At 60.9% G+C, this 16,295-nt stretch carries 12 protein-coding genes and 2 pseudogenes; 6 read left to right on the top strand and 8 right to left on the bottom strand.

Going from position 1 to position 16,295, the window contains the following annotated elements; translation table 11 throughout:
* Positions 1–202 precede the first annotated feature (202 nt).
* The 4 genes from ODR01_RS13995 to ODR01_RS13980 all read right to left on the bottom strand — a co-directional run bounded on the left by ODR01_RS13995 (position 203) and on the right by ODR01_RS13980 (position 4,443).
* Complete coding sequence (locus ODR01_RS13995; protein WP_316978291.1) at positions 203–1,354, bottom strand: ABC transporter ATP-binding protein; 1,152 nt, start codon at positions 1,352–1,354, stop codon at positions 203–205.
* The gene (locus ODR01_RS13990) at positions 1,355–2,161 is read right to left on the bottom strand and encodes a carbohydrate ABC transporter permease (protein ID WP_316978290.1); all 807 of its coding nucleotides are present in this window, start codon (positions 2,159–2,161) and stop codon (positions 1,355–1,357) included. It lies immediately after the preceding gene.
* A gap of 40 nt (positions 2,162–2,201) precedes the next feature.
* Positions 2,202–3,080 carry a carbohydrate ABC transporter permease gene (locus tag ODR01_RS13985; protein WP_316978289.1) on the bottom strand — a complete coding sequence of 293 codons (879 nt, stop codon included), beginning with the start codon at positions 3,078–3,080 and terminating at the stop codon, positions 2,202–2,204.
* Between the two features lie 127 nt (positions 3,081–3,207).
* On the bottom strand, positions 3,208–4,443 hold the full coding sequence (locus ODR01_RS13980) for an ABC transporter substrate-binding protein (RefSeq protein ID WP_316978288.1): 1,236 nt from the start codon (positions 4,441–4,443) through the stop codon (positions 3,208–3,210).
* A gap of 201 nt (positions 4,444–4,644) precedes the next feature.
* Here ODR01_RS13980 and ODR01_RS13975 point away from each other — a divergent pair, with 201 nt between their 5' ends.
* The 6 genes and pseudogenes from ODR01_RS13975 to ODR01_RS13950 all read left to right on the top strand — a co-directional run bounded on the left by ODR01_RS13975 (position 4,645) and on the right by ODR01_RS13950 (position 11,990).
* Positions 4,645–5,706 carry a LacI family DNA-binding transcriptional regulator gene (locus ODR01_RS13975; RefSeq protein WP_316978287.1) on the top strand — a complete coding sequence of 354 codons (1,062 nt, stop codon included), beginning with the start codon at positions 4,645–4,647 and terminating at the stop codon, positions 5,704–5,706.
* A 258-nt stretch (positions 5,707–5,964) separates the two neighbouring features.
* Positions 5,965–6,864, top strand: coding sequence for a CoA transferase subunit A (locus ODR01_RS13970; RefSeq protein WP_316978286.1), 900 nt, complete (start codon positions 5,965–5,967; stop codon positions 6,862–6,864).
* Positions 6,861–7,667, top strand: a complete 807-nt coding sequence (locus tag ODR01_RS13965) for a CoA-transferase (protein WP_316978285.1) — start codon at positions 6,861–6,863, stop codon at positions 7,665–7,667. The genes ODR01_RS13970 and ODR01_RS13965 overlap by 4 nt, the downstream gene beginning before the upstream one ends.
* A 218-nt stretch (positions 7,668–7,885) precedes the next feature.
* Complete coding sequence (locus tag ODR01_RS13960) at positions 7,886–9,625, top strand: acetolactate synthase catalytic subunit (RefSeq protein WP_316978284.1); 1,740 nt, start codon at positions 7,886–7,888, stop codon at positions 9,623–9,625.
* 224 nt (positions 9,626–9,849) lie between these two features.
* Positions 9,850–11,055, top strand: a complete 1,206-nt coding sequence (locus ODR01_RS13955) for a CaiB/BaiF CoA transferase family protein (RefSeq protein WP_316978283.1) — start codon at positions 9,850–9,852, stop codon at positions 11,053–11,055.
* A gap of 181 nt (positions 11,056–11,236) precedes the next feature.
* Positions 11,237–11,990: pseudogene (locus ODR01_RS13950) on the top strand (IS5 family transposase).
* A gap of 50 nt (positions 11,991–12,040) precedes the next feature.
* On the opposite strand, the pseudogene ODR01_RS13945 reads toward ODR01_RS13950, so the two are convergent.
* The 4 genes and pseudogenes from ODR01_RS13945 to ODR01_RS13930 all read right to left on the bottom strand — a co-directional run bounded on the left by ODR01_RS13945 (position 12,041) and on the right by ODR01_RS13930 (position 16,287).
* Positions 12,041–13,379, bottom strand: a pseudogene (locus ODR01_RS13945) (IS701 family transposase).
* A 419-nt stretch (positions 13,380–13,798) separates the two neighbouring features.
* Positions 13,799–14,455, bottom strand: a complete 657-nt coding sequence (locus ODR01_RS13940) for an RraA family protein (RefSeq protein ID WP_316978282.1) — start codon at positions 14,453–14,455, stop codon at positions 13,799–13,801.
* A gap of 9 nt (positions 14,456–14,464) precedes the next feature.
* Positions 14,465–14,992, bottom strand: a complete 528-nt coding sequence (locus tag ODR01_RS13935; RefSeq protein WP_316978281.1) for a LeuD/DmdB family oxidoreductase small subunit — start codon at positions 14,990–14,992, stop codon at positions 14,465–14,467.
* Positions 14,989–16,287: a 3-isopropylmalate dehydratase large subunit gene (locus ODR01_RS13930; protein WP_316978280.1), complete on the bottom strand. Its 1,299-nt coding sequence runs from the start codon at positions 16,285–16,287 to the stop codon at positions 14,989–14,991. Before ODR01_RS13930 ends, ODR01_RS13935 begins: the two co-directional genes overlap by 4 nt.
* Positions 16,288–16,295 lie beyond the last annotated feature (8 nt).

Genomic DNA, 16,295 nt, shown 5'->3' with positions numbered 1-16,295 from the left:
CGCCAGGCAAAGCCCATCCAGCATCTCGTCCACAAACTTCGATGCATCGTTCAAAAGCTTCTTCATGACGTGCCTCCGGGAATGTTGATGCCAATCATGCTCGCCGCGCGGCACAACTAGGCCCGGGAGAAAGGATGTGGGACGTTGCGACTGTTCCGGCGGCTCCATGCAGGCCGAGTCCAGTGCACATTGGTTAGAACGGTCAGGCGTCCAGCCGCTCCCCCGAAACCGGGTCGAATAGCAGCACGTTGGTCAGGTCGAGGTAGAGCGGCAGGATCGAATCGATCTCGGGCACGAAGTTCGGGCGGATGCGGGATACAACTCGGGCACCGTTGACCCGCGCGAACACCAATGTATCGGGGCCAGTTTCCTCAACGAGATCGACCCGGACATTCAGACTGGAACCATCATCGCGGCCGTCGCCGTCGGTCATGCGCTCCGGCCGGACGCCGAGTTGCACTTCGCGGCGACTCAACGCGCGGGCGGCATGGGCGGGGATGTCGATAGGAATCAGCTTCTGGCCGGCTCCCGCATCGAGTGCGATTCCGACACCCGATCCCATCGGCTCGATCCGGCAGGGGATGAAGTTCATGGGCGGGCCGCCGATGAACCCGGCGACATAGCGATTGACAGGGTTGTTGTAGATCTCGTTCGGCGAACCCAATTGTTGGACGACACCATCCTTCATCACTGCGATCTTGTCGCCCAGCGTCATCGCCTCGATCTGGTCGTGGGTGACATAGCAGATCGTCTTGCCCAGGCGCCGGTGCATCATCTTCATCTCCGCCCGCATCTCGAGCCTGAGTTGAGCATCGAGGTTTGACAGCGGTTCGTCGAAGAGGAACAGAGTGGGACTGCGGGCGAGCGCCCGCCCCATAGCGACCCGCTGGCGCTGCCCGCCTGACAACTGGCGTGGCCGTCGATCGAGCAGATGGTCGATCTGAAGGGATTCGGCGACCCGCTCGACGATGGCTTTGCGCTGATCCGGCGCGATCTTTCGTACTTCCAGGCCGAAGGAGATGTTCTCGCGCACCGTCATCGACGGATAGAGCGCGTACGACTGGAAGACCATCGCGATGTCGCGGCTCTTCGGCGGCAAATCATTGACGCGCCGGCCTCCGATATAGATGTCGCCTCGTGAGATCGTCTCCAGGCCGGCGATCATGTTCAGCAAGGTCGACTTTCCACACCCGGAGCTACCCACGAGGATCAGGAACTCCCCCTCGGGAACATCGATGTTGATGCCCTTCAGGACCTCGGTACCGTTAGGAAAGGTCTTGAACAGATTGTGGATACTCAAACCAGACATGAGCCGTTCTCCTCCCTGTGCCCGCCGGTAGCGGTTGTCGGCCACTTATCCTTTCATCGCTCCGGCGGTAAGCCCGCGTACCAGATAGCGTCCGCCTACGACATAAACGACCAGGGTCGGCAAGGCTGTAATGAGTGCCGCCGCCATGTCGACGTTGTATTCCTTGACCCCCTCGATCGAGTTGACAAGGTTGTTCAACGCTACCGTGATCGGGCGTGTGTCGGGGCCAGTGAACACGATTCCGAACAGGAAGTCGTTCCAGATCTGCGTGAACTGCCAGATGATGCAAACCATCGACGCCGGCAATGACAGCGGCAGAAAGATCCGTCTGTAGATCAGGAACATCCCGGCACCGTCGACGCGCGCCGCCTTGGCGATGTCAGCGGGGATGGCGACGTAGAAGTTACGGAACAGCAACACGGTGAAGGCCAGGCTATAGGCGATATGGACCACGATTAGGCCGGGAATGGTGTTGGCCAGGGAGAAGAATCCTAGGAACCGCGCCGCCGGGAGCAGGATCGCTTGGTAGGGAATAAAGAACCCGACCAGCAGCATCGTGAACAGGGCATCGGCGCCGCGGAACCGCCATTGCGCGAGGATGTAGCCGTTGAGAGAGCCGAGCAGGGTCGAGATGAGGACCGACGGCACGACGATCTTGACGGAATTGAAGAAGAATGGCTTGAGACCGCTGCACGCGACCCCGGTGCAGGCGCTGTCCCATGCCTTTGCCCAGGCGTCCCAGCTCCACGTCGCGGGGAATCCGAGCAGGTTGCCCTGTCGGAGGTCGTCCAGCGTCTTGAACGACGTCAGGACCACGAGATAGGTCGGCCCGATGAAAATGACGGCGAACACGATAAGTGTCGCGTAGATCAGAACGCGAGCGCTTGACATCCTAACTGGCATTTCGGGTCGCTCTGCTTTCCATATACATGATCGGAACGAGCAAGGTTACGATCAGCAACAGCATCATCACAGCCGACGCCGCGCCAATCCCCAGCCGCCCTCGTTCGAAGGAATAGGTGTACATGAACAACGACGGCAGGACCGTCGCCGTACCCGGTCCCCCGGCGGTCATTACCACGACGATGTCGAAGGTCTTGATCGCGAGGTGGCTCAGGATCAGCAGGACCGAGAAGAAGACCGGACGGATCATGGGCAGGATGACCCGGCGATAGATCAGCGGCATCGAGGCGCCGTCGATCTGCGCTGCGCGCACGATCTCCTCGTCAATGCCGCGAAGCCCGGCCAGGAACAACGCCGCGACGAACCCGGTGGACTGCCAGACGGCGGCGATGACGACGCAGAAGATCGCCTTGCTGGGGTCGGCGATCCAGTCGAAATGGAACCCGGCCCAGCCGAGGTCCTGGACGACCTTCTCAATCCCGTAGCCGGGATTTAGCATCCACTGCCACGCCGTCCCGGCGACCACCTGGGACAGGGCGAGGGGATAGAGATAGATCGAGCGGAAGGCGCCTTCGGCCCGGATCCGCTGGTCCATGAGAATCGCGAGCAGCAGACCAAACACGGTGCAGCCGAGGACGAACAATACGCCAAACCAAGCGAGGTTGTGCACCGCGTCCCACCATGTCGGATTAGCGAACAGCTCCCGATAGCGCGCCAGCCCGACGAAGCGGTAAACGGGCATGAGGGTCGATGGCGTGAACGACAGATAGGCGGTGATCAGGACGAAAACATAGACGAACACGAAGCTGATCATGACGCTCGGCGAAAGAACAATCACGGGCAGCCAACGGTCGGCCCAGATCGCCAACCCCGATCGCCGACGACACAGTACGCCGGCCTCTCGCGGCGGAGAGACCCCGGCCGGCGCGCCGGAGTAACTATCCGACGCGCCGGCACTTTGTTTGGGCAATGACATGTCAGGGACCCCGCTGGTCCTACATAGCCTTGGACGCAGCGGCCAGGGCCTTGACTGCGCTTTCGGAGTCCTGATCCGAGTTCATGAATTTGTTGACGACCTCGATAATGGCACCGAGCCGCGCCTCGTCGACACCCTGGTTCATGGACGCCACGAGGGTGTTGCTGCTCGACGCTGCCTTCAGGTCCGCAGCGGACTTCTGAGCGCAGGCGTCGAAGCCGTCGACCGGTACCGTGATATTGGCCGGGATGGCGCCCTTATAGGCCGCAGCGACCTTCTGATAGGCCGGGTTGAGGATGTCTGCCGCCATGGCGAGCTGGCCCTTGGTGGCATCACCGCCGTTCTGGCGGAAGAACACAAAGCCGTCGACGATGTAGGCGAAGTAACCGGCCGTTCCGGGAACATTGGCGCAGACATAGTCCTGGTTCGGTTTCTTGTTGGCGGCCGAGAATTCTCCCTTCGCCCAGTCTCCCATGAAGAACATGCCGGCCTTGTCCGTGATCAGCATGCGGACCGACATATTCCACGCGCGGCCCGTCTGCCCGCTGTCGAAATAATCTTGCATCTTCCGCAGGATGTCAAAGACCCGGACCATCGTGGGAGAGGTCAGCGTCGCCTGGTCGTGCTCCAGGATGGCCTTCCGGAAGAAGTCGGCCCCCATCGACAGCACGGTGTTCTGGAACAGGTAGCCGTCCTCGTAGGGGGTCTCACCATGCGCGATGGCGACATATCCGGCAGCCTTTAGCCTGTCGGCGAGCGCGAAGAACTCGTCCCAGTTGGTTGGCGGACTGCCGCCAACCTTGTCGAGGGCTATCTTGTTGATCCACAGCCAGTTGGTGCGGTGGATCCAGTGCGGCGCCGCGTAATAGTGGCCGCCCTCCATCAACGCGGCGTTGACGTCCGGCGCCAGTTCCTTGGCCCAATTGCCGGTGACAGCGTCTATGGGAGCGAGCACGCCCATCCTCGCCCATTCCTGCACCACCGGCCCACGCATCTGTACTGCGGCGGGCGGAGTGCCCGCCACTACGCGCGATTTCAGCACGGTCATCGCGTTGGCGCCGCCGCCGCCGGCAACGGCGGAATCCTTCCAAGTATAGCCCTGCTTCTCAATCATCTGCTTCAGGACAGCGACTGCCTTGGATTCGCCGCCGGAAGTCCAATAGTGCAGAACCTCGATGTCCTCAGCATAAGCGGCGGCTGAACAGCACGTGACGACTGCAGCGGATAACAGACAGTTTAAGAGTCTTGACATCATTTTGGCCTCCCTTTTTGCGTCTGCCAAAGCGTGCATGGTCAAGAAGATTTACAAATGAACTATAACGCCATCCAAACATCATGAAAACGTTTTTCTTTCATCGGCCCCTTGACGTTCAATTACAGTTGCGGGAGGCTCGTTCAGAAAAAAAACGAAATGCCACCTGAAATGAGGAGTTTGAGTGTGGAGAAGCGCCGCCGAGTGACGATCAAGGACGTAGCGGAAGAATGTGGCCTCGCGTTGTCCACGGTTTCCAATGCCCTGGCCAACAAGAGCAACGTCACGGAGGAGAAGCGCCAGCTGGTGCTCGATGCTGCCAACCGCCTCGGCTATCGCGCCTCTACGATCGCCCAGGGGCTCAGGCTGAACCGGAGCCTGGCAATCGGCGTGGTCGTTGCCGACGTAGTCAACCTCTCCGTTATCGATCACCTGCGCGGCATCAACGACGTCACGACGAGCGAGAATTTCAGTGTAATCCTGTGCATCACGGATGGACTGCAGACCCGCCAGATCAAGCTCATGCAGACACTTCGCGACCGCCATGTGGATGGCATGGTGCTCATTTCTCAATACTGCCAATCGCCCGAGATCCGCGCATTGCTTGCAGATATTCCGTTCGTCCTGATGCATCGCCGCTCTAGTGACTTTCCCGACCCCTATATTGGGAACGACAACCGCCACTCTGTCGAAGTAGCGATTCGGCACCTAGTGGATCTTGGCCACCGCCGCATCGCCTTCGTGCAGGGCCCCCCCGAATCAAGCACGGCGCAGGAACGGCTGCATGCCTATTGGGAAATGGTTCAACGGTATGGTCTCGAAAGGGATAGCTCGCTTGCCATCGCCAACGACTACGGCAGCGAGGCGGGCCGTGTGGCAGCCGCGACAATCTTCGCCATACAGCCACGCCCGACGGCAATCCTGGCCAGCAACGATATGAATGCCATTGGCATCATGGAGGTTGCACAGGAACGGCGCATCCGTGTTCCGGAAGACGTTTCGCTTGTCGGCAACGACGACATTCCGTTTGCCGCCTTTTCTGGTGTCAACTTGACGACCACAAGGCCGCCCCGGCGCAAGATGGGTATGCAAGCCGCAACGATGCTGCTGCGCATGATCGAGGGCAACGACGTGGCGGCCCAGGCGCACATATTCTATAGCGAACTGATCGTGCGGGGATCGACTGGGCCGGCGCCGCGCGAGCGGGGCAAGAAGCAAGGAGGTCCGGTGGTGGCGAAGCCGAAAAAAGTCCAGAAGCCGGAATGAGTGGACTTGACTGTCGGCAAAAAAACGTTTTTATTATACCTGTCAATTTTGCCGTGACGGACCTTCCTGAGTAGGCCGCAGCCCGGAATTGGGCTCCTTCATATGACGGAAAAGTTATGAAAGGCCGGAAGCCGGAATGGGTGGTCTTGACTGCCGATATAAAAACGTTTTTTTAATATACCTGTCAATTTTACTGCAATGGACCTTCCTGAGTGGGCCGCAGCCTGGGATTGGGCCCCTTCACATGAAAGAGAAGCTATGAAAGAGAAGCTTACCAGCCTTTCCGAAGCGGTGCGACGTATCCCAAGCGGTAGCCGAATCGCCATTGGCGGCAGCATAGAGCGCCGCCAGCCGGTTGCCATCGTGCGAGAGATCATTCGACAGTCGATTGGCAATCTGTCGTTCTATGCGTTCTCGACAGGACTGTCGGTCGACATGCTGGCGGCCGCCGGGTTACTGGCGCGCGTGGAAAGCGTGTACGTGGGGTTATTCTGGCACGGGCTGGCACCGAGTTTCCGCCGGGCGGTCGAGGCAGGCCAAGTAACGGTCGGCGACTTCTCCGAATCCGCCATGGGGGGGCGCATCCTGGCGGCCTGCAACGGCGTAACCTTCGCGCCGGTGAAAGCGCTGCTGGGCACTGATATGGCGAAGCAGGACCCGTCGCTAGTCACCGAGATCGCCTGCCCGTTCACCGGAGAGCAGTACGCGGCGGTACGCGCCTTGCAAACCGACTTCACCATAATACACGGCTACCGCGGCGACCGCTTTGGCAACGTGCAATGGCCACTAGCCCGCGACGCCGACGATTTCGACCAGAGCGTTGCTCGCGGCTCTAAGCGTCTGATCGTGACGGTGGAGGAGATCGTCGACTACGAGGAGATCATGCGCCAGCCGAACTTGACCTACATTCCGGCACAATGGGTGGAATGCGTGGTCGAGGCGCCGTTTGGCGCCCATCCGCTTGCCGTGGACGCGTACTACGACGAAGACGTGGACGCGATACAGGCCTACACCGAGGCGGGCAGGACGCCAGAAGGGGCGAAGGCATATGTGGATGAATACGTTCGTGGGGTGCCCACGCACGCGGATTATCTTGCCCGCTTCGGTGGCCTCAAGGCACTCCGGCAGCGCCTTTCTGTCAAAGGGAGAACAGCGTGAGCGCACAATACACAACCAACGAACTGCTTGCGGCTGCGGTAGCACGCGAGATTGCCGACGGGGATTTAGTGTTCATTGGCGTTGGCACGACCGACCGCGCGTTCACGCTGGCGTGCGGGGTGGGGGTGGTGGCGACCGGGCTGGCCCAGAGCGCGCATGCGCCGGATGCCTCGATTTACTGGGGAAACCTGCTCTCGCCCGACCTTAGCCGCATGCCGCAGAGTTGGCTACAGGATACCTTTACCCGTTGGCCGGCGGCCAGCCAATTGACCGAAACGGCGCAGAAGAACGACATGTTGGCGTTTGGACGGTTCGACGTGTCGTTCGAATCTGCGGCGCAGGTGGACCGCTACGGCAATCTCAACATCACCCGGCTCAACCACCCGGACGGCAGCATCAAGACCCGGCTGATCGGCTGCCTGGCGCAGACCGAACATCTGGCGTTCGTGCGCAAGCCGATTATCATGGTGGACCTGAAGCAGCGCACCTTCGTTGAGGAGGTGGACTACGTGACGAGCCTCGGCCACCAGCGCCACGGGGTGCCCCGGCAGAGCTATGGCCTTTCCGGCCCCGGCCCGCAGCTCTGCATCACCGACAAGGCCATTTTCGACTTCAAGGGCGAGGGTGGCGGCATGCGGATCCGCTCGCTGCACCCGGGGGTGAAGCTGGACGAGGTGCTGGAGCTAATGGGCTTCGCGCCCGAGATTCCGGCCACGCTTGCCGAAACGACCCCACCCACCGCAGCGGAAGTGAAACTGATCAGGACCAAGATCGACCCGAACCGAACGCTGCTGCGCGTCTGAAACCGAGGCCGGGCAGAGGAGGAAAGTGCAGCACGAGACATGGCTACCCCCTCAGTTCCGAGAGTGCTCAGCCTACCCCCACTCCTGGATCCAAGTTTTGGCCAGCAGAATTGAGGTGATGCAAACGGAACGGCTGCAGCAGGGGTGACCTTTGTTGCCGGACCGAGTGGTTGTCCTTGCCCCCCTATCCTGGAGGTAGTTTTGAACTGGAGGCAATTATGAAATCGTCGGAGCCGCTCGTAAACCAAGCCAACGATCGCAGAACCGGTGCCCGAATCATGGCCGCGGCACTGCAGCGCCACGGCGTGGAAAAAATCTTCGGGCAGAGCCTGCCGACCGCTTTGATTCTCGCGGCCCCCGACTTTGGCATCCAGCAGATCGGCTACCGGACCGAGAACGCCGGTGCCGCGATGGCTGACGGATATGCGCGCATCTCGCACAAGGTGGGCGTAGTCACTGCCCAGAACGGGCCGGCGGCCACGCTGCTCGTGCCCGGCCTCGCCGAGGCGTACAAGGTCTCGGTGCCGATCGTCGCCATCGTCCAGGATGTGCCACGTCCCTTTACCGACAAGAACGCCTTCCAAGAAATCAATCATTTCGAATTGTTCCAGGGCTGCACCAAGTGGATCCGCCGCGTTGCCGACGTCGATCGCATCGACGACTACATCGACATGGCCTTTACTGCGGCGGCCTCGGGCCGTCCGGGCCCCGCGGTGCTGTTGGTGCCCTTCGACGTCCTCAACGAGAAACCGAACCTAGACAAGGGCTCACGAGATGTCAGGCTCGGGTACTATCCGCTGGACCGCGTCTGCGCCGATCCCGCTAGAATCGAGAAGGCGGCGGAACTGCTGGCGAACGCCAAACGGCCGCTGATCATCGCCGGCGGCGGCGTGCATCTTTCCGATGCCGCGGCCGAACTTGCCGCCCTGCAGGAAGCGGCGGCCATTCCGGTCGCCACGACGGTAATGGGCAAGGGCACCGTGGACGAGTGTCACCTGCTGTCGGTCGGCGTGATCGGCTATTTCATGGGCACGCGCGGTATGACGCACGACCTGCGCGAGATGGTCTCCGGCGCCGACGTGGTACTGCTGATAGGCAACCGAACGAACCAGAACGGTACCGATAGCTGGACCGTCTATCCGAAATCCGCGACATATATCCACCTCGACATCGACGGTCAGGAAGTGGGCCGCAACTACGAGTCGGTGCGCCTCGTCGGCGATGCCAAGCTGACGCTCGCGGCACTCGGCGAAGCCCTTGCCCGGTGCGACCTCTCGCGCCGCAAAAAAGCTCGCGCCGGCGTCGAGAAGCAGATCGCGGCGGGCCGCCGGTCCACACAAGAGGCGGCCACGCAGCACTTGGGCTCCGATGCGCGGCCGATTCGCCCCGAACGGCTGATGCGTGACCTCGACAGCCTCATCGACGAAGACACGATCATCGTCGCCGACGCCAGCTACTCCTCGATCTGGGTCGCCAACTTCTTAACCACGCGCAGGGTCGGCCAGCGCATCATTACGCCGCGTGGCCTGGCGGGACTTGGCTGGGGCCTGCCGCTCGCGCTCGGCACCAAGGTGGCGAAGCCGCAGGCGAAGGTGTTCTGTCTCGTGGGCGACGGCGGCTTCGGGCACGTCTGGTCCGAACTGGAAACGGCGCGGCGCATGGGTCTCAACGTCGTGGTGGCCGTCCTGAACAACCAGATCCTCGGTTACGAGAAGCACGCAGAGAAGGTGCTGTTCGGCGCCTACACCGATGTTTGCGAGTTCTCGCCCGTAGACCATGCCGCGATTGCGCGGGCCTGTGGCTGCGAGGGCGTGCGCATCGAGGATCCGGCGGACTTCCTGCCGGCGTTGAAGACGGCCTTCGCTGCCGACCGACCCACGCTGCTCGACGTCATCACCGACGAAAGGGCCTACCCCCCGATCAGCATGTACGAAGGTCAATCTATGTTGGCCTACTGATCGGAGGCCGAGGTGCGCGGCCGCGCTTGGCGTGGTCGCGCCCAGGTCCGCAGAAACGGTTTTCCGGTTTTCCCCCGTTTCAATGCGAGGCGTTTGAAGCCCAAGGAACGGAAGATGATTGGCTACAGTGCACAGCGACCATCCCGAATGGTTCCGTTTCCGACAGAGACCGTCAAAGGTCCCGTGCACCGGCCAAATGAAACCCCTACGCAGGAATCTACCTCATGACTGGATGTCTCCACGGACTCAAGGTGCTGGATATTTCGCGATTCATTGCGGGGCCGACGTGCGCAATGCACCTCGGCGACCTGGGCGCCGACGTGGTAAAGGTCGAGCGGAAGGCAGGCGAGGAGACGCGGGCGAACCTTCCGCAGCTCGGTGACCAGAGTCTGTATTTCCTGACGCTCAATCGCAACAAGCGGGACATCACGCTTGACTTCCGGAATCCCGCCGACCAGGAGACGCTGCGCCGGCTGATCGCCAAGGCGGACGTGCTGATCGAGAATTTCCGCGCCGGCACCATGGAAAAGATGGGGTGCGGTTGGGAGACGTTGCACGCCTTGAACCCGAGGCTCATCATGGTACGGATCTCAGGGTTCGGCCAGGACGGCCCGTTGTCCGCGCGCCCCTGCTTCGATGCGATCGCCCAGGCAATGGGCGGAGTGATGTCGCTCACCGGACAGTCGGACGGGCCGCCGACCCTCGCCGGAGTCTACGTCGCCGACTTCGCAACGGCGCTTTTCGCCACCGTGGGCACGCTTGCCGCCTTGAACAAGCGTCACGAGACGGGGGAAGGCCAGCTCGTCGAAGCCACGCTGCTCGAAAGCGTCATCAGCATGCTCATGACGGCCATTCCGCAGCAGGCGCAACTCGGCACATCCATGGGCCGGATGGGCAACACCGACCGTTACGTCGCGCCGGTGAACTGTTTCCAGGCCAGTGACGGCAGTTGGGTCTACGTGCAGGGCGGCACCGACGCGCTGTTCCCGCGCCTGGCGGAAACCCTGGAAATGCCCGAACTGCTCGAGGACCCGCGATTCTCGACCGTATATCTGCGGCTCGACAATGCCGATGTCCTCGAGGGCATCGTCGCGGCATGGGTGAAGGAACGGACGGCCGAAACCGTCGTGGAGTTGATGGACAAAGCCGGCGTACCTTGTGCCAAGGTGGCCACCATGGCGGATATCATTGCCAACCCCCAACTTCGCGCCCGTGGCCAGCTTGTGGAAATCGACCACCCGTCGGCCGGCAAATATTTGACCAACGGGGTACCCGTGCGGCTATCGGACACGCCGGCCAGCATCCGCCGTCCGCCTCCCCTGCTGGACGAACATCGCGCCGAGATCTTGCGGGAGTGGCTGAAAGAGGAATCCCAATTGGCAGTCAGGGGGGAGCATTGTCAGACTAAACGCGCTGGGTCGGGCGGATGACGATGAGCGTTCCATTCACGCGGTGAGGGCGTTGTCACATTAACTACCGCCGACGCATTGGGATCGACGCCGCTAGTTACGTCACGCAGCGGTAATTGCATTAGGTTGAGAACTCATACAACATATTGAAAAAAATTATAAAAGCTGATTCTATATGGGTTCCATCGGATGCGAGGGACCCATGGCATCATTGTTTTGGCTATCGGACGCCGCGTGGGCGGCCATAGAACCGCATCTTCCGCAGGGCCAGCCGGGCAAGCCGCGGGTGGATGACCGCCGCGTGATCAGTGGCATTCTGCATGTGCTTAAGACGGGCTGTCGTTGGCGTGACGTGCCTGCGGCCTATGGCCCGGCGACGACGGTCTACAACCGCTACAACAGGTGGTCTAAGCGCCGCATCTGGCAGCGCATCTTCGAGAAGATGGCAGCGTCGGACCAATCCCCGAGGAGCTTTCCATCGATTCCAGCCACGTCAAGGCGCACCGCTCGGCGGCCGGCTCAAAAAGGGGGAATACGCGGAAGCGATTGGGCGCTCGCGCGGCGGAAGAACGAGCAAAATCCATGCTCTGGCCGATGATCTCGGCCGACCGGTCGCCTTCGCGCTGACCCCCGGCAATATCGCCGATATCACGATGGCGGTTCCGCTTCTGAGCACGGTGGTCCCGCCCAAACGCCTCCTCGCCGACAAGGCCTACGACGCCGACCATTTCCGGTCTTGGCTTCGTCTCCAAAAGATCAAGGCTGTCATTCCTTCAACCGCGACCCGACGAACCCCATACCCTCTCGACCGGAAGGCCTACCGCCGCCGGAACCTCATCGAGCGGCTGTTCTGCAGGCTCAAAAACTGGCGCCGCATCGCGACCCGCTACGATCGCCTCGCTCAAAACTACCTCTCCGGGCTCGCTCTCGCCGCCCTCTTCTGCGGGTGGATCTGAATGAGTCCCCTACCTAGCACTACTTTGGCAGATTTTTAGAGGAGAAGGGCCTACGGCAGTGTGGGCATCGGATTGGTGGCGGCTGTGAGAACGCGTTTAGGATCGCCTGCCGGACGGCTGGAAGGCTTGGCTGTGGCGGCGGGCCGGGGATTCTTTTTTCCCCCTGCCGCTTGTTTGAGGCGGCGAGATTGCAGGAAGGCGTAAGCGATCATCGTCATCAGCGCGTGTCGGTGAAGGCCCGTCCATGATCGCCCCTCGAAGTGGTCGAGGCCGAGTTCCTCCTTGAGTTGCTGATGTGCCTGTTCGCAGACCCAGCGCGCCTTGATGGCGCCTGCGAGTTGCTTAAGCGGGGTGTCGGCGGGAAGATTGGAGAGATAATATTTGCGCTCGCCGGTCGAGCGGTGCTTGCCGATCACCCAGGCCTCCTCGCCGGGCAGGTGCTGGGCGCCCATGTCGCGAATGCGCTGGGGCGGACCGTCTGCAACCCGGACACGGACAGCGGCGAAGCGTGCTGAGAGGCGGCCTTTGGTGCCCCGCCGCCAACTGACCGTTCGCCATGTTGCTGTTTCCAGCATCGCCTGCGCGGTGATCGACTTCACGTCGGGGATGTGCCGCTGGCGGGGACGGCCGCGCCCGGCGATGGGGAAGATCATCGCCACGTCGGCGGGATAGACCTTTTGCTTGAACGGGATACCGACTGCCCAGGGGAGACCGCGCTCGCTCAAACCCTGCCGGAACGGGGCGCTCAAGCCATAGCCGGCATCAGCGAGCACGCCGCCGAAACGCACGCCGGCCGCATGAACCCGGTCGATCTCGGCCAACGCGATCTCGGGCTTGGTCCTGTAGGCGCGATGGTCATCGGGCACGCCGGCACGATCAAGCCGGGCAGGATCGCTCGTCCAGCTCTCAGGCAGGAACAGCCGCAGCCCTACCACAACCGGCACTTCGCCAGAGGCCAGCGTCAGCGACACGAGCGTCTGGCAGTTGGCGTTTTTACCGAGCGTCGAGGCATATTGCGGCGCGACGCCGACCGAGTGGCGTCCCTTCTTGGGCAGCGCCGTATCGTCCACGATCAGCCAAGCATTGCTCGCGCCAACCAACCGTTCGGCCTCGGCGAGCAGCGCCGCTTCCAACGGCACGGCATTCCACACGCCGCTGGCAACAAAATGGTGCAACTGGTCGTAGCTGACGTTGCCTGTGCGCGCCGCGATCGGTTGAACGCTCTTGCGATCGCCAGGACCGATCAATCCCGCGACATACGCCGGACACATCCGTGCCCTCGTCTTATGCCGCAGTGCCGCAACAAACGGCGCCAGCCAGCGCTCCAGATCAGATTGCCACTTCCCATCCATGGCCGGCCCCTCCAAAAGCCGACCTCCTATGAATCACCGAAGACGCCTCTTGGGAATCCCCAAAATGCTCGTCTCTCCAAAAATCTGCCAAAGTAGTGCTAGGTCACATACCCATAAACAGGATTGAACTAACCCGCCGGCGCAGAGGGCTCATCTCCACCATCGGGCTTCTCCTGTCTGAAAGGTCGGGCTTCAACACCCGATATCCTCTCAAACCGGAAACCCTCCGTCCGGGACCACGCCTACCTCCCGCGCCAGCGGGTTAGTTCAATCCCCTTTCGATTCACTGAAAACATGAAACGCTCTAGCAGGCTGCTGAAAAACGATTTCGGAACCTTGCAGACGCAAGATTGATTCGCGGACGCCAATATCGACGCAACAACGATTCAATGCACCGACTGCTTTGATTCGAAACTTGCACCCCGTCGATCTGTATCGGACTTTTTCAGCAGCCTGCTAGAACCGCCCGAGCGCATTCATCGTATCAATCAGCCCGGCGCCGGCAAGGATGCGTTTCATTGCCTCCTGATCGCCGCGTTCAACTTTAACGGACTCTTCAAGAACCTCACGTTCTTTGCCGGCGGGGATCACAACCACACCGTTCGAGTCGCCAAAAACGAAATCGCCTGGTCGCACCAACACGCCGCCACACCAGACAGGTTCATTGACCGCAGCGAGGTTCTGGATGCCCGCCGGCCCGGACGGGATCGCACCCGTGGCAAAACACGGCAACTGGACATCGTTGATCTCGAGTGGATCGCGCACCGGACCGTCGCAGACGACGCCTCCAGCGCCACGCTTACTCGCCGCCGCGGCAACCAGACCACCCCAAAGAGCGACCTCCATCCGCGCTATTGAAGAGATCACGAAGACGGTACTCGGTTCGGCGGTTTCGATCATCTCGACGAATACCCGTCCCGGTATGGCGTTCTTAGAAGGGTTCATCTCGAGGTCACGCCGTTCCATGGTCAACGCATAGCCGGCTAGGCGGTGGTTGTTTAGCGCCCGGATCCGGGACCCCATGTACGATCTCGTGCCCATCTTCACCAACACATCGGAAACCGCGCAGGTTGTCGTTTGGTCGAGAATCTCTAGGATGTCCTTGGACAGCATTCTTTCCTCCTAGTCGCGAGATTCGCTTTCAAATCGTTTCTTGAGAACGGCAACAATGCCGCCCCCTTCCAGGATCTCTTGTACGAGTTCGCTATAGGGTTCGATCTGCTTTTCGGTGCCCCGAGTAAGGTTACGGATCCGCCACTTGTCCAGGTCGATCTCGAGTTTGTCGCCCTCCTCGACCATCGCCGTGATGCCAGGCACTCGTAACGCATGGGCCCCGATGGCGATGGAATTACGGAAAAACAAGCGAGCGATCGATTCCGCGACCACTGCGGTGAAACCTAAGCTCCGCAAGGCCTTATTGGCCGGCTCACGATGTGAGCCGAGCCCGAAGTTACGACCAGCGACCAGGATATCGCCACGTTCTACCCGCTTGTAAAATTCAGGTCGGACGTCGCGGAAAGCATTCTCCTTGACTATACGTTCCTCGTCGGCATCACCGAGCCCAAACGAAATGGTATCGCCCGGCGCAATGATGTCGGTGTCGATATTATCCCCAAACTTCCAAACACGACCCCTCAGGACCTCGCTCATGACCGCTCCTTCGCTGAATTAATGTACTCCCGCGGGTCAACAATCTCGCCAGCCATTGCCGAAGCCGCAACGGTCTCAGAACTGGAAAGATAGACGCTCGCTTCGCCACTACCCATCCGACCGCGGTGGTTTCGGGTGGTCGAGCTGAGGCAAACTTGGCCTGGCGTCAACCGGCCCTGCATTGCGAAACATAGATGGCAGCCCGGCGACAAGACCTGAGCCCCGGCATCTAGGAGGATTTCGAACAATCCCCGTGCCATACATTCGCGGTAGACCGCCCACGAGTTCGGTTGGACATACATCCGGGTTTGCGGGTGAACCCTGCGTCCGGCCAGCAACCGGGCAGCGGCCTCGATGTCCTCGACATGCCCGTTGGAACACGCACCAATATGCGCTTGGTCGATCCGCACACCACGAAGATCCGAAACGGGCACAACATTTTCGAAGGTATGCGGGCACGCTACCTGGGGCCCGAGCTGGTCAAGGTCGATGACGACCTCCTGGGCGTAGTGGGCGTCGGGATCGGCCTTCACCGGCATCGCCTGCAGCAACTGATCCCTGAGTATGGTCCGCTTAGAAAGAAACGCCTCGGTCTTTTCGTCATAGTCGAACAGACCGAATTTCCCCCCCAACTCCACGGTATGGCTGGCTAGCGTGATCCGTGCATCCATTGACAACGCGGAGGCGCCAGGCCCGTCGAACTCAATCGATTTGTAGAGGGCGAATTCGGTACCGTACTGGCCCCCAAGCCAAAGCGCTATATCCTTTGCCGCGACCCCTTCCTTCAAGGTGCCACGAAGGTGGACCTTAATCGTTTCCGGGACCTCGAACCACAGCGTTCCAAAAACGAGGCCGTAAGCGAGTTCGTGCTCACCCATACCTGTACCAACGCAGTTGACGGCTCCCCAGGCACAACTGTGCGAATCGCTGCCCAGCGCCAACTCTCCCGGAACCACGTAGTCCTCGAGAGCGATCCGGTGAATAACGCCACACAAAGCATCGCGGAAGTGCTTGAGGCCGTATTGACGCGCCAGCTGGCGCATCTTTTCCTGGCGTAACGCCTGGACCGAATCCATGGCCGGTTGAAAATGTTCCAGGATGACGTGAAACCGGTCGAGATCGAGAATGCGGGGAATACCGTCGGGCATACCGCCTTCCACAACTGCGGTATGAATTCGGTAGAACTCCTCGTGCGCGATGATGCGACCGAGCCTCGCGTCGACATACTGCCTTGGATGGACCTCGGCTTGACCCGATGCCCGCGCCAGGACCTTCTCAGCAATCGTCATTCCCATTGCATTCT

The organism is Shumkonia mesophila, assembly GCF_026163695.1.
GTDB lineage: Bacteria > Pseudomonadota > Alphaproteobacteria > Rhodospirillales > Shumkoniaceae > Shumkonia > Shumkonia mesophila.
Note: the sequence above shows the minus strand (reverse complement) of the source record. Positions and strands in the feature narration are given on the sequence as shown.